The organism is Nocardia sp. A7, assembly GCF_046549215.1.
Taxonomy (GTDB): Bacteria; Actinomycetota; Actinomycetes; order Mycobacteriales; family Mycobacteriaceae; genus Nocardia.
Window position 1 is genome coordinate 643,438 of sequence record NZ_JAJPWE010000001.1, and the last position, 19,670, is coordinate 663,107.

General features: G+C 68.3%; 17 protein-coding genes. 9 read left to right on the forward strand and 8 right to left on the reverse strand.

The features are described 5' to 3' along the window. Positions 1–135 precede the first annotated feature (135 nt). From glp to ACLJPD_RS02845, 3 genes are read left to right on the forward strand one after another with little or no spacing between them, the layout of a single operon-like run. The gene (gene glp / locus ACLJPD_RS02835) at positions 136–1,341 is read left to right on the forward strand and encodes a gephyrin-like molybdotransferase Glp (protein WP_410870118.1); all 1,206 of its coding nucleotides are present in this window, start codon (positions 136–138) and stop codon (positions 1,339–1,341) included. After that, positions 1,338–2,327, forward strand: a complete 990-nt coding sequence (gene moaCB / locus ACLJPD_RS02840; RefSeq protein ID WP_410870119.1) for a bifunctional molybdenum cofactor biosynthesis protein MoaC/MoaB — start codon at positions 1,338–1,340, stop codon at positions 2,325–2,327. The genes glp and moaCB overlap by 4 nt, the downstream gene beginning before the upstream one ends. After that, positions 2,320–2,751, forward strand: coding sequence for a molybdenum cofactor biosynthesis protein MoaE (locus ACLJPD_RS02845; RefSeq protein ID WP_410870120.1), 432 nt, complete (start codon positions 2,320–2,322; stop codon positions 2,749–2,751). Before moaCB ends, ACLJPD_RS02845 begins: the two co-directional genes overlap by 8 nt. 52 nt (positions 2,752–2,803) lie before the next feature. Here the strand turns inward: ACLJPD_RS02845 and ACLJPD_RS02850 are convergent, their stop codons facing one another. From ACLJPD_RS02850 to ACLJPD_RS02860, 3 genes are all read right to left on the reverse strand, one after another. Then, a complete protein-coding gene (locus tag ACLJPD_RS02850) occupies positions 2,804–3,835 on the reverse strand; it encodes a CobW family GTP-binding protein (RefSeq protein WP_410870121.1) in 1,032 nt (343 codons plus the stop codon). Positions 3,836–3,912: 77 nt separating this feature from the next. Next, positions 3,913–5,370 carry an N-acetylmuramoyl-L-alanine amidase gene (locus ACLJPD_RS02855; protein ID WP_410870122.1) on the reverse strand — a complete coding sequence of 486 codons (1,458 nt, stop codon included), beginning with the start codon at positions 5,368–5,370 and terminating at the stop codon, positions 3,913–3,915. Positions 5,371–5,557: 187 nt separating this feature from the next. Next, entirely contained in the window at positions 5,558–6,094 is a 537-nt protein-coding gene (locus ACLJPD_RS02860) for a sigma-70 family RNA polymerase sigma factor (RefSeq protein ID WP_410870123.1), read from the reverse strand. Between the two features lie 246 nt (positions 6,095–6,340). Between ACLJPD_RS02860 and ACLJPD_RS02865 the strand changes: the two genes are divergently transcribed. Continuing rightward, positions 6,341–6,676 (forward strand): hypothetical protein, encoded by a 336-nt coding sequence (locus ACLJPD_RS02865; protein ID WP_410870124.1) that lies wholly within the window; start codon positions 6,341–6,343, stop codon positions 6,674–6,676. Here the strand turns inward: ACLJPD_RS02865 and ACLJPD_RS02870 are convergent. From ACLJPD_RS02870 to ACLJPD_RS02880, 3 genes are all read right to left on the reverse strand, one after another. Next, a complete protein-coding gene (locus ACLJPD_RS02870; protein ID WP_410870125.1) occupies positions 6,667–8,076 on the reverse strand; it encodes a nitrilase-related carbon-nitrogen hydrolase in 1,410 nt (469 codons plus the stop codon). The two genes, ACLJPD_RS02865 and ACLJPD_RS02870, sit on opposite strands and share 10 nt — an antisense overlap. A gap of 172 nt (positions 8,077–8,248) precedes the next feature. Continuing rightward, on the reverse strand, positions 8,249–8,929 hold the full coding sequence (locus ACLJPD_RS02875) for a response regulator (RefSeq protein WP_410870126.1): 681 nt from the start codon (positions 8,927–8,929) through the stop codon (positions 8,249–8,251). Next, entirely contained in the window at positions 8,926–10,023 is a 1,098-nt protein-coding gene (locus ACLJPD_RS02880) for a sensor histidine kinase (RefSeq protein ID WP_410870127.1), read from the reverse strand. Before ACLJPD_RS02880 ends, ACLJPD_RS02875 begins: the two co-directional genes overlap by 4 nt. Before the next feature lie 213 nt (positions 10,024–10,236). Between ACLJPD_RS02880 and ACLJPD_RS02885 the strand changes: the two genes are divergently transcribed. Continuing rightward, a complete protein-coding gene (locus ACLJPD_RS02885) occupies positions 10,237–11,205 on the forward strand; it encodes a cation diffusion facilitator family transporter (RefSeq protein ID WP_410870128.1) in 969 nt (322 codons plus the stop codon). Between the two features lie 522 nt (positions 11,206–11,727). Here ACLJPD_RS02885 and ACLJPD_RS02890 read toward each other — a convergent pair. Continuing rightward, entirely contained in the window at positions 11,728–15,090 is a 3,363-nt protein-coding gene (locus ACLJPD_RS02890) for a WD40 repeat domain-containing protein (RefSeq protein ID WP_410870129.1), read from the reverse strand. An 86-nt stretch (positions 15,091–15,176) separates the two neighbouring features. Between ACLJPD_RS02890 and ACLJPD_RS02895 the strand changes: the two genes are divergently transcribed. The 4 genes from ACLJPD_RS02895 (at position 15,177) to ACLJPD_RS02910 (ending at position 18,105) form a co-directional block, all read left to right on the forward strand. Continuing rightward, positions 15,177–15,671, forward strand: a complete 495-nt coding sequence (locus ACLJPD_RS02895; RefSeq protein WP_410870130.1) for a hypothetical protein — start codon at positions 15,177–15,179, stop codon at positions 15,669–15,671. A gap of 212 nt (positions 15,672–15,883) precedes the next feature. After that, positions 15,884–16,540: a hypothetical protein gene (locus tag ACLJPD_RS02900; RefSeq protein WP_410870131.1), complete on the forward strand. Its 657-nt coding sequence runs from the start codon at positions 15,884–15,886 to the stop codon at positions 16,538–16,540. Beyond that, positions 16,540–17,211 (forward strand): hypothetical protein, encoded by a 672-nt coding sequence (locus tag ACLJPD_RS02905; RefSeq protein ID WP_410870132.1) that lies wholly within the window; start codon positions 16,540–16,542, stop codon positions 17,209–17,211. Before ACLJPD_RS02900 ends, ACLJPD_RS02905 begins: the two co-directional genes overlap by 1 nt. A 330-nt stretch (positions 17,212–17,541) precedes the next feature. Then, positions 17,542–18,105: a hypothetical protein gene (locus ACLJPD_RS02910; RefSeq protein WP_410870133.1), complete on the forward strand. Its 564-nt coding sequence runs from the start codon at positions 17,542–17,544 to the stop codon at positions 18,103–18,105. Between the two features lie 290 nt (positions 18,106–18,395). On the opposite strand, the gene ACLJPD_RS02915 is transcribed toward ACLJPD_RS02910, so the two are convergent. Then, entirely contained in the window at positions 18,396–19,532 is a 1,137-nt protein-coding gene (locus ACLJPD_RS02915; RefSeq protein ID WP_410870134.1) for an esterase/lipase family protein, read from the reverse strand. Positions 19,533–19,670 lie beyond the last annotated feature (138 nt).

Genomic DNA, 19,670 nt, shown 5'->3' on the forward strand with positions numbered 1-19,670 from the left:
GTATGACCCGTCGGGCCCGACGAATTCCGTCCGCCGGGCCGATTCGTCGCGAACTCGTCAGCTCACCGCGAACAGTCCGTCATCGTGAGCTACGCGACCATGACCGGCTCCAACGGCGGCGATTAAGCTGGCAGCATGACTCCCCGGCCCGCTACCGCGTCGGCGCGCAGCGTAGACGAGTACCGCGACACCATCGCCGCGCTGCTGGCCCACCTCGCCGACCGCCCCGATGAGCAGGCGCCGGTACCCGAGGCGCTCGGCCGCACGCTCTCGGCCGATGTGGTGTCGCCGATCGATCTGCCGGTGTTCCGCAACTCGGCGATGGACGGGTACGCGGTGCGCGCGGCCGATGTGGCCGTCATGCCGGTCACGCTGCCGGTGGTCGGCGTGGTGGCGGCGGGTAAGCCGGGCGCCGACGCGTTGCCCGCCGGTGCGGCGGTGAAGGTGATGACCGGTGCGCCGATGCCGCCCGGTTCCGATTGTGTGGTGCCGGTCGAGGATGTGCAGTCGGGTGACGGTCGGATCGTGGTCGAACGTGGCCGTGGGCGTGGTGAATTCGTGCGCGAGGCCGGTACCGATGTGCGGGCGGGTGAGCTTGTCGCCCGGGCGGGCACGGTGCTCGCGCCCCGGCATATCGCGGCCTTGGCTGCCGTCGGCCTCCCGACCGTGCCGGTGCTGAGTCGATTACGCGCCGTCTGCCTCACCACCGGTGACGAACTGCAGCCCGCGGGCAGCACGCTCGCTCCGGGGCAGATCTACAACTCGAACGGCATCGCCCTGGCCGCGGCCTTGCGGGCCGACGGTGTCGAGGTGGTCGAGGTCGCGCACAGCACCGACGACCCCGCGGTGTTCACCTCGGTGCTGCGCGCCGCGACCGCTGCCGCCGACCTGGTCTTCACCTCCGGTGGCGTCTCGAAGGGCGACTTCGAGGTGGTCAAGGATGTGCTGGGTCCGCTCGGCGGGACCTTCGGCTCGGTCGCGGTGCAACCCGGCGGTCCGCAAGGGTACACGGTGGTCGACGAGGTCCCCGTGCTCAGTTTCCCTGGCAATCCGGTGAGCACGATGGTGTCGTACGCCGTGTTCGCGCGACCGGCCGTGCGCGCGCTGGCGGGTCTGCCGGAAGTGGTGAGCCGCGAGGCGACCCTGCTCACTTCGGTCCGCTCCCCTGCCGGTCGTCGCCAATACCTGCGCGGTCTGGTGACCGAGGACGGGGTGGAAGTGATCTCGGGGCCCGGCTCACATCTCATCGCGGGCATGGCCTGGGCCGATGTGCTCATCGACGTGCCCGCCGAGGTCACCTCGTTGGACGCGGGCGTCCCTGTGCGAATCTTGTCCCTATGAGCGAGTTGTCCCACGTCGACCGCGAGGGTCGGGCGCGCATGGTCGATGTCAGCGCGAAAGCCGACACCACCCGAATCGCTGTCGCCGCAGGCGAATTGCAGACCACCGCCGAGGTGATCGCGCTGGTGCGGGCCGAGGGTATGCCCAAAGCGGATGTGCTGTCCACGGCGCGGTTGGCCGGAATCGCCGGTGCGAAAAAGACTTCCGAGTTGATTCCGCTGTGTCATCAGCTGGCGTTGTCGTCGGTGAAGGTGGAGTTCGGGTTCACCGAAACGTCGATCACTGTCGAGGCGACCGCCAAGACGAAGGGGCCGACCGGCGTCGAGATGGAAGCCTTGACCGCTGTCGCCGTCGCAGGATTGACGCTGCACGACATGGTGAAGGCCGTGGATCCCGGTGCGGTGATGAACGGGGTTCGACTGATCACCAAAGAAGGTGGGAAGCACGGGCATTGGGTGCGGCCGGAGCATCGATCCGACGCCGAACCGGAATCCGCTGATGCGCAGAATGTTTCGAGGACGGCCGTCGTCGTAGTCGCGTCCACTGGCACCGCGGCGGGCACACGCACCGACACCACCGGCCCGGTACTCACCGAATGGCTTACCGCACAGGGGTTCTCGGTTCGCGGACCACTCGTCTACGCCGACGCCGAGATCGCCGCGGGGCTGACCGACGCCCTCGGCGGGGCGCCCGCGCTCGTCGTCACCACCGGCGGGACCGGCGCCTCCCCCACCGATGCGACGCCCGAAGCCACCCGCGCTGTGCTCGATCGGGAACTGCCCGGTGTCGCCGACGCCATCCGGCAGCGTGGGACCGCGAAGTTCCCCCTGGCCGCGCTGAGTCGCGGTGTCGCGGGTCTTGCCGGACGCACGGTTGTCGTCAATCTGCCGGGTTCCCCGGGTGGGGTGAAGGACGGCATCGCCGTGCTGGAACCGTTGTTGGATCATCTGCTCGCGCAAGTAGCCGGAGGCGGCAACCATGAGTGACTTCGGTGCGGTGCGCCTGGCGACGATCAGCGATCAGGATCTCGAGCCCCTTGCCGTCGAAAAAGCTGTCGAGGGGCCGGAATTCGGCGCTGTCGTGGTGTTCACCGGCAAGGTGCGCAACCACGACGGCGGGCAAGCGGTGACTTCGCTCGAGTACTCCGCACATCCGCAGGCGCAGCGATTCCTGCACGCGATCTGCGCGGAAGTAGCCCAGGCACACGGACTTCCGGTCGCGGCGACGCATCGGATCGGGCCGCTCACGATCGGCGGGTTGGCCATCGTCGTGGCGGTGGCCGCACCGCATAGGGCCGAGGCGTTCACGGTGTGTGCCGAACTCGTCGACCGGATCAAGCACGAGGTGCCGATCTGGAAGCGACAGTTGTTCGCCGACGGGCTTTCGGAATGGGTCAACGCCTGCGGCTGACCACCGCCGCGGCCCTCGGTGCGGTGACAACCATCTCCGGGCTGAGCGCACTTCACTGCTGGGTGTAGCGCCAGATCCCGAGCATCGCTTGATCGTCCAAGAGCGTCTCGCCATCGAAGATGGTGTCGTGCAAGCGTTTCAGTGCCGTGTCAGCGTCCAGTCCGGCACCGATGAGCACCAGGCTCGAGACACGTTGCTCGCCGCGCGCCCAGGTGCCGGGGGTGAAGACGATGTGTCTGCCTACCAAGTGGACCTCGAACTTACGTCGTTCGCCCGCCACCGCGAACGCCACACATCCCTTGGCGCGGAACAGGCCTGATGGCGGGTCTTCCAGAAAATCCACCAGCGCACGGGGATTCAAGGCGCGCTCGCTCGTGAACGACACCGACACGTAGTCATCGTGGAGATGCCGGTGGTCGGGGTCATCATGGTCGTGATCATCGAGCAACGAATCGAAGCTCAACTGCTGGGCCACTGTCGGCTGTTCCGGCACGCGATCATCGAACAACAGACCCGGATCGATCCGGCCGTGCGTTGTCGCGTAGACCGGCACCTGACCGACCCACCCGGCGATCTGTTCGCGTAAACCGGCCAGTGCCTCGGGGGCGACTCGGTCGGCCTTGTTCACCAGCACCAGATCCGCCATCCGCAGGTGTGTCACCAACTCAGGATGTCGCGCGCTGGTCGAGGCGAATTGCTCGGCGTCGACCACCTCGACCAACCCGCCATAGGCGATCCGGGGGTTCGGGTTGGCGATCACCATCCGGATCAGGTTGCGCGGCTCGGCCAGTCCGCTGGCCTCCACCACGATCACATCCACCGCACTACGGGGCTGCGCCAGCTGCGCGAACAGATCGTCGAGTTCGGACACGTCCACCGCGCAGCACACGCACCCGTTGCCGAGCGACACCATCGCATCGACCTGCCCGGCCACCAGCATCGCGTCGATGTTCACCGCCCCGAAGTCGTTGACCACCACCCCGATGCGAGTCCCTCGATTGTTGCGCAACAGGTAGTTGAGCAGGGTCGTCTTCCCCGAGCCAAGAAATCCGGCCACGATCACCACAGGAATCACCGGGTCCATGGTGCCACCTCCCCACCGCCACACAGCACGCCGCCCACCCCTGGATCAGGAGTGGGCGGCGTGGGTGCCGCGAACTGTCAGGAAGGCCCGAAAACCATGCCTACCAGTGTGTATGCCAGGTTGATCAGCTGGCCTGGAATGGTTGATTCGTCCATGCCGAGGGCCTGGGCCAGGGGCATCAGGAGCGTCATGACGGCGGTGATCGGGCCGCCGAGAGTGCTCAGATCGAGCTCGGATTCCTCGGGCGTCGACTGGGTTCTCGGGGTGGCGCCGCGGTTCTTCGTGGTGGTGGACGGTGCCTCGGGGGCTGCCTTGGGGGCCGGGGCGCCGGGGGCCGCGGTGCGGACGGGGGCTACCGGCACCGGTGCCGCGATCGGGGCACGTGCGGGGACCGGTGCGGGCACGGGAGCCGCCTGCCCGGTGGGGTCGGCCTGATCCTCCGACGGCGGCGTGTCGCCGCTCGAGCCGCTGGGCAACCGGGGCGGATCAGCCGGTGCCCGGTCGGGTACGGGAGCCTGCGCTCCCGCTCCGGGGGCCGCCGTCGTCGTGGTCGACGCCGAGGCGGGAGGCTGAGCCGGTGCGGCGTCACCGTCCTGGCTCGCAGCCGGTGCAGGTGCGCTCGGCGTAGGCGCCTGGCTGGTCGGCGCGGGCGTCTCGGGGTCGGGAGCGGGTGCGTTTTTCGGTGTCTGGGTCGTGGTCGCGACCGGCACTCGACCGGGCAGTGGTGCCACGGCGAACGAAGGAATCGGCTTGTTCAGCAGGAACCCGACGACGCCGGTGGTGATGGCCACCGCGTGCTCGAGCTGACCTTCGCGCGATTCCAGGCGTGCGGCGTCGTCGACATTGGCACCGTTGCCCATCTCCACGAACACCATCGGCACCTGCGTCAGCGCCGGTCCCGCGACATCCTCGCGGGTCTGCAGACCTGCCGTGACGCCGGCATAGTTCGCGGGCGAGAAGCCTGCCGCCAGGTAGGCGTCGCGGACCGCGCTCGACACGAGTCGCCCACCGCCGGACTGCGCCTTGTCGGCGATCGGGTCGGGGATCGGGAGCTGCGGCACGATCAGGTGGAATCCGTGCTGGTCGGGGCCCGCGCTGTCGGCGTGAATGCTCACCGCCACGTCGGCGCCGGACTGGTTGGCGGCGCGGGCGCGATCGTCGACGCAGCCGCCCCACCCGGTGTCGTCGGCGCGGCTCAGCACCACTTCGGCACCCAGTGCCTGCAGCGACGCCCGCACGAGCTGGGCGACGTCCCAGTTGATGGTGTGTTCGGGAATGCCGTTGAGCGAGGTCATCCCGGTGGTCTGGCAGTCCTTGGTGCCGCCGCGTCCGTTGTCGACCTGGCGGCTCAGGTCTTCCGAATGGGCCGTCCCCTGATGACCGGGGTCGAGGAAGATCGTTTTACCGGCGAGCTGCTCGCTGGTCGCCGGTTCAGGGGCGGCGTGGGCGGTCACGGGGACCAAACCCGACAGCGACACCACCACCGCGGCGGAGACGGTAGAGCAGATTCCGGCCTTGATGATGTTTGGTTGCATGTTCGGTCGGCGCTCCGGGACCGGAGCACCCCTCCCTTCCCATTGGTAACACCTGGTAACACCAAACCCAGTGGTTCACTCTTGCAACGTTGGCAACCACAGGGCAAGCACAGTTACCGAAATGCAACTGGATGGAAGCATGAAAGGACGCTGGCCGGATGCCGAGAGGGGCGACCAGCGGCCGATCTCAGGCAACTTCTGGCAATTGCCGCAGCGAGCGCAGCGCGTAGTGCACCCGGGTCTTCACGGTCCCGACCGGAACACCGAAATCCGCGGCGACTTCCCGGTAGCCACGGTCGCGCAGGATCACCTCGGTCACCGCCGCGCGCTGAGACTCCGGGAGCCGGGCAAGCAGTTGGTCGACGAGCAGCCCGTCGACCAAGCCGTCGGCGAAATCCGGCCCGCCACCGACGGACACCTCGGTGATGTCGTCCCAGCCCACATCTCCGGGCCGGATGGCGCGGGCCCGCATGATGTCGATGATGACATTGCGTTCGATCGCCAGCAGCCAGGTCCGCACGCTGCCCTTGCGACCGTCGAAGTCCTGACAGGACCGCCAGCCGCGCAGCAAGGTCTCCTGGACCGCGTGCTCGGCCAGGCCCGCATCGCCGAGACTGCGCATCGCCCGCCAGTGCAGCAGGCCGCGATCGGTGGCCACCACCTCGGCCAGCCCGTCCCTGGTACACAGGCGCGCACAGCGCGCACCGCAGGAGTTGTCCGTCATATGGGGATATCGCGGCGGACCGCGCCGATGACAACGCCGCGCGTTAAGCGACTCTTCAGGATCCTGCTGGGCCGGTGCCGGAAGGTAGTTCTTGCGAGCCCGGCCGGGCCTGCTCCAGGAGGGGGGAGCAGGGACGCCGGGCTCGCTCCGCTTCCGGGCCCGGTCGTCGCGAGGCTCGCGCATTCGAGCGAAGTCCAGCACGATCGGAGGCGGGGCGACGACAATCGTCCGCGAGGAGCGAACAACGTGGACATCCATGCATATCCGACCGACGCGCAGACGCCGGTCGACCTGGCCGAGGCCACGCGAGTGGCGGCCGAGCACTTACCAGCCGACCAGCCGGGACACGACCGACAGATCGACGAATTCGCCGACGGCTTCACCGTTTTCGCGGTGCAGCCGTTGCACGCGCCACCGGATCGGCCGATGCCGATCGGCGGCTCGGTGTACGTCATCGACAAGGCGACCGGGGCGGTGTCGTTCTGGCCGACCTATCCGACCGGCGTGATCGCCGCGCAGTACGCGCTGCTGCTGGCGGTGGGCCGGCTGGTCGTCGCCGATACCTGGCCCGATCAGGACTGATCACAGAATTCAGGAGGTCTCCTCGGCAGCGGCGCTGGGCGACGTAGTACGGCGAGTCCACAGGCCACGGTCAGTGCGATCGACAGTGCGCCGAACCAGTCGCCCCAGCGAACGTAGGGAGTGAGATCGCCTGCGGTGTGGACGTCGGCTAGCGCCGTGTGGGTTTCGGTGATGTCGGTGCGCACCGATGCCCGAACGGTGCCCCGCGCGTCGATGGCGGTCAACTCGCCGAGTTGGGCGGAGCGGGCGATCGCGATACCCGATTCGGCGGCGCGGATTACTGCCATCCGGCTGTGTAGCCAGTGGTCGACGCTGAAATCCAGTGCGGGAGCCAGGATGAGCGTCGCGCCCTCGGCACGGTTCTGGCGAACGAGAGCCGGGCGGTCGAGGTCGAAGCAGATCGCCAGCGCCCAGGAGCGGCCGGGGATCTGGACCGGTACCGAACCGACCAGTAGTTCGGATTCGAGCCCGGGAACGAGATGCCGCTTGGCATAGATGGTTTCGCCCGGATAGGCGATGGCGGCGTTGATAGTGCCGTCGGGTTGCTCGAGTTCAAGGCCTACGACCACGTCGACGCCGCGGCGAGCGGCTACCGCGGTGAGCGGGTCGCGCAACAGGAACAGGTCGGATCGTTCTGCATGCCAGGCCTTCTCGGAGAACACGATGACGTCGGCACCCTGATCTGCGAGCTGGTCGACGGCGGTGACCGCCTCGGTGATCATCCGCGCACCATCGGGCGACGCGACCGGGACGTACATCGGCGGCTGCGCGAGAGCGACCAGCCCTACCCGCGTCACCGGTCCGCGGCTTGCCGACGCGGACGACCATAGACCTGCGCCGATGAAGGCGGCCAGGACAACGACCGTCGCGCCCACTACCGACAGCCGACGTGACGTTCGGATGCCGGGTGCGATCGTCGTGCCGATCGCGCTGGACACCGCGAGCACGAGGAAGCTGATCCCCCACACCCCGGTCAGTGCGGCGACGCGCACGATCGGGTCCACTCCGGCCTGGGAGTACCCGATGCTCCACCACGCGCCGAACACGCCGACCATGCCGAAGAGGAACTCTGCGGCGGTCCAGGCGGCGGGTAGCACGAGCACAGCCCACCCGAACCTGGCCTGCATCAGCAGTTTCCGAAAGAGTGCCACGCAGGCCCCGAAGGCGAGTGCGCTGCCGAATAACAGGGCGACAGTGGTCACCCTGGGTTGTTGCAGAGTCTCGGTGAAATAGGACCAGTACCTGGCGTTGCCGCCGAGCCAGGACAACACCGCCGCCGCGTACACCGCCGGAGCGGACTGCCGTGGAGCCAGCCACAGCACCGGGAGCGGGGCGAGTAGGGCGATGCCGGGGATCGGATGCAGGCCGGTTCCGATACTCCACAGCACCGCCGAGCTCACGGTCGCAGCCAACCAAACAAGCCACACTCGACCGGGCGCTCGCCGACCGGGTCGTCCGGAGAACCTCTCGCGCACAGCCTCTTCAGTAGATGTCACCGGCCAATCGTCGCGGTGGAGAGGGCTTTCGCACATCGCCCGCACGAGCGGACTTGCCTCCCTCACACGAGTGAGATCACCTCGCACCGCCCGGTAGTTGGTTGTCCCCCCGAGACACCATCCCGGATTCATAGGCGAAGACCACCGCCTGCGCCCGATCGCGCAGGCCCAGCTTCGAAAGAACGGAACTGACATGGGTTTTCACGGTGTGTTCGGTGACGACCAACCGGGCCGCGAGTTCGGTGTTCGAACGGCCTGCGGCGAGTTCTCGCAAAATGTCGCGTTCCCGCGGGGTCAGCGTGGCCAGCTGCGCGGACGCTTCCGGGTGCGCGCACGCGCGTCCGGCTACCTCGGCGATCAGCCGCCGTGTCACCGAAGGGGCCAGCAGCGCCTCGCCGGCGGCGACCACCCTTACCCCACCGATCAATTCGGCCCTGCGCGCATCTTTGAGCAGAAACCCGCTCGCTCCCGCTCGTAACGCGGCATAGACGTACTCATCGACATCGAACATGGTGAGTACCAGCACTTTCGCTGCGGAATCCGCGCAGATCCGCGCGGTTGCGGCCACCCCGTCCAGCAGCGGCATCCGCACATCCATCACCACCACATCGGGCGCGAGTCGGCGGGCCGCCGTCACTGCCTCCACCCCATCGGAGGCCTCCCCCACCACCTCGATATCGGGTTCGGATTCCAGGATCAGGCGAAACCCGGTGCGGAACAATTCCTGGTCGTCGACGACGAGCACTCGCATCGTCAACTCCCCTGTGCCAGTGGCAGATCGGCCGACACCACGAACCCCGAACGCGTCGGCTCCGCCCGTAACAGGCCACCGCACGCGTGCACCCGTTCCCGCATCCCGATCAAACCGAAGCCCGTCGTGTCGGTGTCACCCACCCGCGCACGTTCCATTACGGTGCCGTCGTCAGCGATGCGAACCCCGAGCCGACCCGACGACCAGCTCAGAGCCACATCGACCCGGGTCGCCTTCGCGTGCTTGCCCGTATTGGTCAGTGCCTCCTGCACGATCCGATACGCGGCGGCATCGGCTTGCGGTGAGATCGGCACGCGGGCTCCGTGTTCGGTGAAGTGGGCGACCAGACCCCCTTGTTCGGCGAGCGCGACGAGGTCGGCGATGGCGGCCACCCCCGGCTGATGCGGCGGATCGTCCTCACGGAGCGCACCGATACTGTGGCGCAGTTCTCGCAAGGCAGCACGCCCGCTGTCGGCGATCGCCGCGAAGGCCGCGTCGGCATCCGCCCGATCGAGGAGCGGACCGGTCTCGGCGCGCACGATCATCGCACCCACCGTGTGGGCGAGCCCATCGTGCATGTCCCGGGCGATCCGCAGCCGCTCGCGAACCACGGCGGCGTCGCGTTCGTCGTCGAGACGTCGCGTCCGTTCGGCGAGTGCGTCGATCTGCGCCTGCTTCGCGCGCACGCCCGACCCGAGTGCCCACGCCGTCATGAACGACATCGCGGCATAGGCGTACGAGTCAGCGGTCTCGCGTGGCACCAGCAGCGATACCAGAATTCCCAATGCGACCAGCACGAAGGTCATCCGCCGTTGGCCCGCGGAACAGTACGCCGCGATCGTGTACACACAGACGACCGTGCCGAACGGCAGCACCGGCAGCGCATGCACACAGCCGAGCGTGGTGATCGCGGGCCCGACCACGCACAGCACACCCACCGGAGCCCGACGCCGCCACAACACCGGCGCCGACGCGAGGACCGAGAGCCCGATAACCCACCACGATGCCTCGACAACGAGTGCGGGCACGACGGTCGCGGCCGTCACGACGGCGGCGACCAGCGCGTCCAGCGGCGACGGATGTTCCTGAGGTACTCCCACGACGTCCCAGTGTGTCGGGAAACAGGCCGCCGCACCTCACTCTCGGGAGTGATTCGGCGCGCAGCACTGCGACCGTACGCTCAGGCATAGGCTGACATCCGCTACGGCAACATCCGGTGACCAGCGACGATCACGCTGGATCAAGAACGGATTGCACACATAGCGATGCGTGCATATGATTGCGTTCGATCGGACCACAGAGAGGGGAACGCGATGGGCGCAGGGCACGGGCACGACCACGGGATATCGGCCGAGGGCGATCGACGCTGGTTGGCCGGGGCGCTGGCGGTGATCGTCACCTTCCTGATCGGCGAAGTGATCGTCGGCATCATCGCCGATTCGCTCGCACTGCTCTCCGATGCCGCGCACATGACCACCGATGCGGCCTCGATCGCGTTGGCGCTGTGGGCGATCAGGCTCGCGGCGCGACCGGCGACCGGGCGGATGACGTTCGGCTGGAAGCGCGCCGAGATCCTGTCGGCCCAGGCCAACGGGCTGACGCTGCTCCTGCTGGCACTCTGGCTCGGCTACGAAGCCATTCGCAGGTTGTTCGAGCCGCCGGAGGTGCACGGCTGGCTGGTGCTGATCACCGCGCTGGTCGGCGTCGCCGTGAACGTGCTCGCCACCTGGATGATCAGCCGCGCCGATCGCACCAGTCTCAATGTCGAGGGCGCCTACCAGCACATTCTCAATGACCTGTTCGCGTTCATCGCCACCGCCGTCGCCGGTCTGGTCATCATCCTCACCGGCTGGGTCCAGGCCGACGTGGTCGCGACGCTGATCGTGGTGGCGCTGATGATCAAGGCCGGGATCGGGCTGATCAAGGCGTCGAGCCGGATCTTCCTCGAGGCCGCGCCCGAACACCTCGACCCCGCGCAGGTCGGCCGCGACATGGCCGCACGCGACGGCGTCACCGAGGTGCACGACCTGCACATCTGGGAGATCACGTCCGGATCCCCTGCGCTGTCGGCACACGTGCTCGTGCAGCCCGGCCACGATTGCCACGCCGTCCGCGAGGACATCGCGCACATGCTCGACCACGACCACCACATCGAGCACGTCACCCTGCAGGTCGACCACGCGAGCCCGAAGCTGCTCGACATCGGCAACCGCGACTCCCACCCGTGCGCCGACTCGCACGGCCCGAAGCACCTGTCCAAGCAGGCTCCCCACACCCACTGACACCCACCGACGAGGGAAGGCCCCACATCCATCGGATGCGAGGCCTTCTCGTCGGTCACCCGCTGGCGAGGACCAGGTCGTTTCATCGACCCATGGGGCTGATTCAGCCGCCGAAGGAACCGGTCCACAGGGTGTCGACCAGGCCGTTCAGAGCGGCACCAAGGGTATTGAAGAGGCCGCCGAGGGCAGCGCTACCGGTGTCGATGATAACGGGGATCATAGTAATTCCTCTGTTTCTCGCATAGGCCCAGCCGGAGCTGGCTTACGAATGGCCTATCGAGGCCGGAACGCGACGGGTTACGGGTTTTTCCGATTTAGTGACGCTGATAACAGTTGGGCCACAACACCGCCCACAACTGGCATTTTCGCGCGATACCCAATGATTCTCCATTAAATCTGAGAACTCGATGAGATTCGGATGACGACATCCGATAAGGCCACATTTCCTTTGCCCCGAGAAATAGGGGCACCGCTACACACTGTCACATACAAAGGCGAAATAGGCATATCGGGCGCGATGAATCAGTTCGCCGGACACGTATTCACATAGGCATGACCGGGCAGCGCGTCGGCCCATTCCTCGGGAGTGATCGAGGTGGTGCCGCTGGCACAGATGCGGTCGGCCTCGGCGGCGGCATCGGTACGCCATTGACGCAGGGTGCCGTCGACCGCGGATTCGGTGAGGATGGCGCCGTCCGCGGCGAAGGCCAGCATCGTGGGTTGACGGTGGCGCTGGCCGCGGGCGATGGTGGCGTAGGCCGTGGGCTGCGCGGGGTCGGTGTAGTCCCAGAGCAGGATGGTGCCGCTCACGATGTCATCGATGGCGAGCCGGGTTCCGTCGGGGTCGAAGGCAACTGAACCGGCGGAGCCGTTGGCGCCCGCGGGCGCGGTGAGGGCACGAGGCGCGGTGCCCGGCTCGCCGAGCTCGTAGACGAAGGCGCCTGTGAGGGTGCCGACCGCGAGGGTGCCACGCGAGCTCAGGGCCAGCGAGATGGTCTGTCCCGGGGTCGGCAGATCGGACAGTTCGGCGATCGGCGCCGTGGCGGGCGTGGTCGGAAAGACGCTGACATTGCCGGTGCGGTGGCTGCCGACGGCGAGCAGGCTGCCATCCGGGCTGAAGGCGAGCGAGGTCGGGTAGCCGCGGCCGAATCGGATACTCGACCGCAACCTGGGTTCGCCGGTGACATCGTAGATTTCGACGGTCTGGGTCATGCTGTGGCCGATGGCCAGGGTGCCGTCGGGGCTGAAGGTGATGGCGCGGATGTCGACACCGGCCGCGCTGAGCGGGGTGCCGACACGGCGCGGAATCGCCGAATCGGTGATGTCCCACACCTGGATCGTGGATTCGGTTCTGGTCGCCGCTCTGGCTCTGTCCGCGCCGATCGCGACGACGTCGACCAGGCCCGCGGGGTCGCCGTCGAGGGGCGCCCGGTCGGTGGCGAAGGGCGTTCGGGCCAGCGTTCGCAGGTGCGGGAACAGATCCCGCGGGAGGACGGGCTGGTCGAGCGGAAACCGGAACAGCGTCAGCGGACTGGTCGACACGACCGGACCCGGTAGCTCGAACACGTGTACCGCGTGGTCGAAACTTGTGGTGACCAGCGATCTTCCACCGCGGAGGAGGCGCGCGCTCGCGACCATGTCGATGGGGAACGTGACCGCGACCTCACCGGTGTCCAGATCACGGATGCGCGCTCTGGTATCGCCGCCGACGATCACCGCGGATCGGCCGTCCGGGGCCAGTGACACGTCGATGTATTCGTTGGCGCCCCTCGTCACCGCGGGCATCGGCTCGAGGGTGGTCGCGCCGACCAGCCAGCGCGCGACCTCACCCGGATTGAGGCCGACGGCCAGCACGGTGCCGTCGGCGTTGAACTCGACCGACCGCGCCTCCGCACCGCCGGGACGTTCGACGCGACGGTCGAACGCCGGTGCCTGGTCGCGGTCGAGGGTCGCGGTGTTCCAGCCGCGCACTGTGGTCGTCCAGATTCCGCCGAACAGCGACGGCGCCGCGACGACCAGGCTGCGATCACTCAGCGCGACCTCAGCACGCTGTCCCGAGATCGACAGCGTCGGCAACGGGACCGGGTGCGCGGGATCGTCGCCGAGGTGCCAGACCGACACCGTCGCACTGTGGGTACCGATGGCGACGAACCCGAGGTCGGGGCTCAGCGCGACCGAGGCGGGCAACCGCCCCGCGAGGGGAAGCTGGGCTACCGCGCGCGGGGCGGCGGGATCGGCGATGTTCCACAGGGCCGACCCCAGATCGCCTGCGACGACCAACCATGCGTGATCAGCGCTGATCGCCATGTCGCGGATGTGGCCGCTGCCGGTGGCGAATCGCGGCCACCGGTCGATACCCGCGTCGTTCACCCGAACCAATTCCACGGTGCCGTCGCCCTCGCCGATCGCGATCACGTCGCCCTGCGCGGTCGTCGCGATACGCGGTGCGTCCACATCGAAGACAACGCCGCGGCCGAGGACGACACCCGGGCTGATCCGGATCGGCGCGTTCGTCGCGGTGTTCTCCAACAGTGCCGAGCGCGCTTCCTCGGTCGGGGCGGTGCGGTAAGCGGCGAGCGCGATCTGTTGGGACAGTGCGGGATTGAGGTTGCCGCCGCCGCGCGCGACACCGGCGAACAGGCGCGAATTCGATTCCGCCCGCGCGGCCGCGTTCTCGATTCGCAGCCCGACGAGTTCGGTCACCGAGGCCGCCGCGAGCAGCACGGCCAGCGCGGCCGCGACCGAAACCATCCACAGCGCCAGGTTTGCCCGGGTGCGGGTTCTCGCGATCGCCTCGGTGACCGTGCGCGCGGCCGAGATCCGGTCGGCATAGTTCTGTGGTGCCTCATCGGCGGCTTCGCGATAGGCCGCCGAGGCCACCACCACGCGCAGCGACGAGCGTTGCGCCGCGGACAGTTTGCCCGCGTAGCCGCCGACCGCCGTCAGGTCGGCGCCCGAAAGCCCGGCGGTCACCGCGCATTCCGGGTCGAGTCGCCGGGGGCGCAGCTTGCGCAGTAGTGCATGCCGTGGGGCGAGGTCGTCGAGGGCGACCGCGATCGCCGCTCCCATCGACGCACCGTTGATGTCGTTGGCCGGTGCGCCGCCGCGGATCGAGACCGACCACAACACGCAGGCGTCGGTGGCGGCCAATCGGCTGATCTGCCAGGCCTTTTCGAGACTGTCGGTGAATTTACTGTCGGCTTGCAGAAACCCCATTCGCGCCGGGTCGGGATGCAGGCCGCTCGGCCCGCCACGAACCTGGTCCAGGCGCAGCACCCCCACCTCGCCACCACCGCCGAAGTTCAGGAAGAGCACGCTGATCCGGCTGCTGCGCACCACGGGAAGTCGATGCCCGGCCAACTCCAACGCGACCATGATGGCGTATCCGCGCGCCGACCGCCCGCCCTGGCCCAGCAGATGCCGCACGATATCGCCGAGCGGCGCGTTCTCACTGGTGATCGGAATGCCCGCGGGCAGCAGTTGGGTGCCGACCGAGATCAGACCGGCGCGTTCGGCGTGGTCGAGGAACACCTCGCACGCGTTCCCGATGTCGATCGAACCGGTCAGGGCCTGCGCCAGCACGGCCATCGCACGCGCGGCGGACAGGTCCGCGGTGATCCGGCGGCCCTGCGCGTCAGGGTCTTCGGCTTCTTCCTCGAGCAGATCGTCGGCGGCGGCGAGGTCCTTCCACCGCGCCAAGGACTGCCGCGCCAGCACACCCGTCTCCCGCCGGGCCGCGAGCAGTCGGCCCGCGGCCTCCGGCCCCGCGGCCACGGCATCGCGGCACAGCGCGAGCCACCGTTGCGGCGCGCCGGTCAGCTCGATCAGCACCGCGTCATCGGTCGACAGCGCGTCAGCCGGCTGGGCGGTCGATTCGACCGTCATCTGTCCCCCGTCTCCCGCCGGGCATCACCCGACCCTCCCGATACGATGGCATCCCAGCACACCACCGATCGACCCAGGGGACCACGTTGTCGAGACGACCCATCGCCCGACGCCACTCGATCGCGACGGCCCTGCTCGCGGTGATCGGGCTCGCGGCGAGCTGTTCGGCCGCCGAGGACGCCGTCCCGGCGCCGACAACGGCGGCAGCGCAACAGGTTTCCGTGCCACCGCTGCCCCGTGCCGAGGAAATCGGGCTGCTGATGCGGCGCCTGCTCGACACGACGGTGTCCAACGCGGAGAAGCTGGAACTCATCCAGGGCATCGAGAGCGACCCCGAGCTGCCGAACCGAGTCGCCGACGCACCCCGCCAGGGCGGCGCCACCATCTCGATCACCATCACGAGTACCCGCACCGCACCACCGGGCATGCTCGCCGACGGCACCGCCTCGATCAACAACGGCCCACCGTATCCGCTCATCGTGAACTTCGTCGCCGACGGCGGGAAGTGGAAGGTCGAGAAGGCCTGGTACTGCCAGATCGCGTTCTCGTTCATGGTCGCTTCCCCGGCCTGCCCCGCCTGACGCTGCCTCGCGAACCGGTCGGGGCGACAACCGCATCTGTACACCGAGCCCCCATCGACGCCAGAGGAGGAGGCGCCGCGATGCGACATGGTCGATCACTGACCGCGCTCCGCCGTCCGCGGCTGTCGGCCCGGCCTGCGGCGCGGGTACGATCGACGGCGTCCATCGCGCGAGCCGTGGTTTGCCCGTCGCCGGCCGAGTGGGAGTATCTGTTGGGTTCGGAGCCCTTGGACCGATGGCTCGGCGCCGCGTGGAGCGAGGTCCCCGCACACTTGCGCCCCGCGGTCGTCGACCACATCTTCGGCGCCGATCTGGTCACCATGTCGAGCTATGCGGCGGCCAAGGCGCGCTACGTCCTGGAACGGATCGACCCGGACATGCGCAGCGACTTCGAAGACGTCGCCCAGGACACGATGGTCGAGCTCACCGCGACACTGCCCGCTGAGCGGATCCGGCACTGGAAAGCGTTGGTGCTCAAGAAGCTTCAGTGGCAAGTGCTGCAGGACCGGCGCAGTCGCACGGCCGAGAAGCGCCACCCCGGCCAGCGGGTCGACTACGAATCCGCTGTCCTGGTACTCGAGGACCACCGGTGCGGAGATGCCGAGAACCGGCTCGCCGACCGTGCGGTCCTGCAGGACGCACTGGCCTCGATCGCACACGAGGAGACCGCCGCTGTGCTCCGGGCGACCTTCGTGATCGCCGCGGACGGCAGTTACACCGATGTGCAGACCACCGGCGAGGTGGCCAGGGACCTGCGGTTCAGCCAGGAGAAGGTCAAGCGATTACGCGCGGCGGGCGCCAAGTTGCTGCGTGATGCCGTGCGTGCGCAGCTCGACGCCCGCGATCGGGACAACGAGGAGACAGCGTGATGGCGCCGGATCATGACGCGGACCGCGTGGGCCTGCCCGTCGATATCGATGTGCTGATCGCCTTCGCCGAGTCCGACGACACTGCCGTCGACGCGGAGTCCGCCGCCGCCGGGGCACGGATCGCCGAGCGGGTGTTACGCAGCGGCACAAGGGAGTTCAGCGACGAACCCACCTCCCTCAGTGCGCGCCGGGCCGTGATGGCGGTGCACGGCTGGAGTGTGCAACCGCTCGCCGCATCGTCGGAGGGTGAGACAACCCACGCGGTGCAGAAACAACTCGACCGGGAGTTGGGGATCGAGTTCACCCGCGCACCAGCGGGCGCTGAGCAGACGCGAATCTCGGTGCACTCGTTCGGCGCCAGGGCCGTGGCGGGCGACATCGTGCGGGTGGCGGTGAGCCTGGGTGCCGAGCGCACCGAACTGCTGGTCGTCCTCTACGCCGAGGACGACGGCACGCTCACCGGTCAGGTCGTCACCAGGGCCCTCACGATGTCCGAGGATCTCGAGATCTCGCTGCTGCCGGGTGCGGCGCTCGGTGACACGCACACAGCGGCGGTCACCGACGCCGTGCGCTGCTCGCTGACGGCCGGGCGCAATGCGTGGCGCCGGGTGGCCAAGGGCCTGTCCGCCGGTGATCCGGTGCGGGCAGCGATCATCGCGGGTTTGAGCTGATCGTCGAGGGTTCCGACGCACGGCAACCGAACCCGACTGCCGACAGTGCTCGCCTCGGCAATCGGGTTCAGCTGCACCCTGGGAGGGCGCGCCGCGGTGCCGGGTGGAACCCCCCTGCGGCTCCACTCGACGAGCAGCGGCGCGGCCGGCACTCCCAGGGGCGGTAGTTACTCCACCGACGCCGCCGTGGTGGCGACGACGTCGGTGAAACCCCTCACCGACACTGATGCCATCCGGTCGGCGATCGGTTCGCGGCGAACCGTTGCGGGCAACTGGCGCATCTATGTTCTCGACGGCCCGCGAATCGGCCCGGTAGTGAGGAATGCGGGGATGACACCTTCGAGGAACGACGCAGCGCGGCAGCTCGCTGTCGCCGCGGCGATGGTGTTTCAGGTGAGTGCGCACGCCAGAGCCGGATTGCGGGGGACGGCCGCGGCTTTCGAAGCGCAGGCGCGATTGCTGCTCGCCGATGGTGAGGAGAAGTATCTCGAGAGTGTCGAGAAAGCCCGCGCGCGGGAAGCGGAACCGGCCGCTACGGGTGATGTCGAGGTGGCTCGGCGGCACGGTGCCGAAGAGGTCGAGGGGGCCGATCGGCGGCGGCACTCGTTGATCGCCGCCATCGCTCGTCATCGGCTCGACGAGGACACCAGGAACCGGCGTCGTGGGGCGGCGATCGACAAGCAGGAGCGGGCCGCGGAGCGGATGCTGATCGAGGCGAACCGTGGCGATCTCTGTGCGTTCCGGCCGACCGTGACGTCGGCCGGTGGCGTGACGATCGACGAGTTGGTGGCGGCGCAGGAGTTGGCCGTGCACGAGTTGCGGCGCCGCTTGGACGTCTATATCGCGGCGGTCGAAGCCGATCCCGACGACGACCGATACGTGGCGGACCTGTGAGCTCGACGGACAAGTTCGTCACCGTCAGCCGGACCGAATCGACGTCGTCCACCGCGCAACCACGACCGGCCACCTTCCTCCGCGGGAGTACGGCCTCAACATTCGACAGCGATCGCGGCATCAACGAGCAGGTGCGAATGTTCGGAATCGCTGTGGCACAGGCTGGTTCGTTCCGTTGACACCTTCTTGTCGCTCGCCGATCGGCAGGCCGGCGAGCATGCGCAGCGCCAACTGCCCGAACGCGAAGTGCGTGCGCAGGGCACGCGGCGAACGGGCAGCTGCGTCGACGGTTACAGGCTGCCGCCGCCACCGAAGAACCAGGGATTGAAGGTGCATGCCAAGGTGGGACTGCCTTCCGGATCGAGGGCCCGCAGCGCGATCGAGGCGGCGCGCGGGGAATACATCATGGTGAGGTGGTCGGAGACGTCCTGCTCGCAGCCGTCCTGCAGGGCGATGTTGTCGACGGTCGCGTCCGGCCCGGCCCGCAGAAAGCCCAGGTCGAGGGGATTCATCACCTCGTCGTAGCGGGAACCGACCACGGTGTAGGCGACGCCGGGCACGGTGTCACCGGTGGCGTTGAGGCTGGTGTAGAACGACGAGCCCACGGCCTGTTCGACATTGGACGCACCGATGATCGGGCGGTAGAAGCCCATGATGTCGATGCCGGCGTTGTTGATCATGCGGCCGAGCGTGGCGATCCCGAGCAGCGAGGTGCCGTGATGGGTGCCGCCGAAACTGACCAGCTCGGCGACCTTGCCCAGCCCGCCCTCGAACTTCAGGTAATGGTTCGCGATGGTCGCGCCCTGGGAATGGCCGACGATGTCGACCTGGTCCGACCCGGTCGCCGCGCGTACCCGTTCGATGAAGGTGGCGACCTGACGCGAGGAGTCGGCCATCGGACCCACCCCGAAACGGCCCGGCAGCACGGCGCCGAGGCCACCGACCTCGAGCAGCCCGGATTTGCCGAAATTCAGGGTGAACACGCAGTACCCGGCCTCGGCCAGGCGCGGTGAGAGGTAGGAGAAGGTGTCGTAGGCGTTGAGCCAGGTGCCGTGCAGCAGCACCACCGGGCGCGGGTGCCGCGCCGACGGCTTGCAGCCCCAGCGATTGGCGCCGGGCGGTGCGGCGTCGGGATGGAGCAGGCCGTAGGCGAAGGCGGGCAGATAGGCCGACATCTCGGGGCCCTCGCCGACCGCGTCGGAGGCGCGGCTGCCCGCCGAACCCGAGCTGCTGCCCGAGGCGCTGCCGGTGTCGGCGACGGCGGTGGGGGTGCGGCCGTCGGCGGCGGCCACTGTGCCGGCGTTCACATGGTCGGCCAGTGAGCCGATTGTCGGCTCGAGGGCAGGTGTCGCGGTGGCCGGGCCCGAGGCCGCGGTCAGCACCAAGGCGATGCCGATACCGCACAGCGCACGCCGAAGGGGATGCATCGTTGCATTCATTGGGAGTCACTTCCGTAGATCCGCGTCGAGCGAACCAGCTCGGACGCGCTCTGCGAATCTATGACCCAGGCCACAGTGCTGTCACTGCACCGGACAACGAGAAACTCTGGACCACATTGGCGCGGA

Bases quoted from the DNA above. Each gene is read 5' to 3' on its own strand.
- moaCB (WP_410870119.1), top strand. From the start codon at position 1,338: ATGAGCGAGTTGTCCCACGTCGACCGCGAGGGTCGGGCGCGCATGGTC.
- ACLJPD_RS02855 (WP_410870122.1), bottom strand. From the start codon at position 5,370: ATGCAACCAAACATCATCAAGGCCGGAATCTGCTCTACCGTCTCCGCC.
- ACLJPD_RS02850 (WP_410870121.1), bottom strand. From the start codon at position 3,835: ATGGACCCGGTGATTCCTGTGGTGATCGTGGCCGGATTTCTTGGCTCG.
- ACLJPD_RS02860 (WP_410870123.1), bottom strand. From the start codon at position 6,094: ATGACGGACAACTCCTGCGGTGCGCGCTGTGCGCGCCTGTGTACCAGG.
- ACLJPD_RS02890 (WP_410870129.1), bottom strand. From the start codon at position 15,090: ATGACGGTCGAATCGACCGCCCAGCCGGCTGACGCGCTGTCGACCGAT.
- ACLJPD_RS02905 (WP_410870132.1), top strand. From the start codon at position 16,540: ATGGCGCCGGATCATGACGCGGACCGCGTGGGCCTGCCCGTCGATATC.
- ACLJPD_RS02910 (WP_410870133.1), top strand. From the start codon at position 17,542: ATGACACCTTCGAGGAACGACGCAGCGCGGCAGCTCGCTGTCGCCGCG.
- ACLJPD_RS02915 (WP_410870134.1), bottom strand. From the start codon at position 19,532: ATGCATCCCCTTCGGCGTGCGCTGTGCGGTATCGGCATCGCCTTGGTG.
- ACLJPD_RS02885 (WP_410870128.1), top strand. From the start codon at position 10,237: ATGGGCGCAGGGCACGGGCACGACCACGGGATATCGGCCGAGGGCGAT.
- glp (WP_410870118.1), top strand. From the start codon at position 136: ATGACTCCCCGGCCCGCTACCGCGTCGGCGCGCAGCGTAGACGAGTAC.
- ACLJPD_RS02845 (WP_410870120.1), top strand. From the start codon at position 2,320: ATGAGTGACTTCGGTGCGGTGCGCCTGGCGACGATCAGCGATCAGGAT.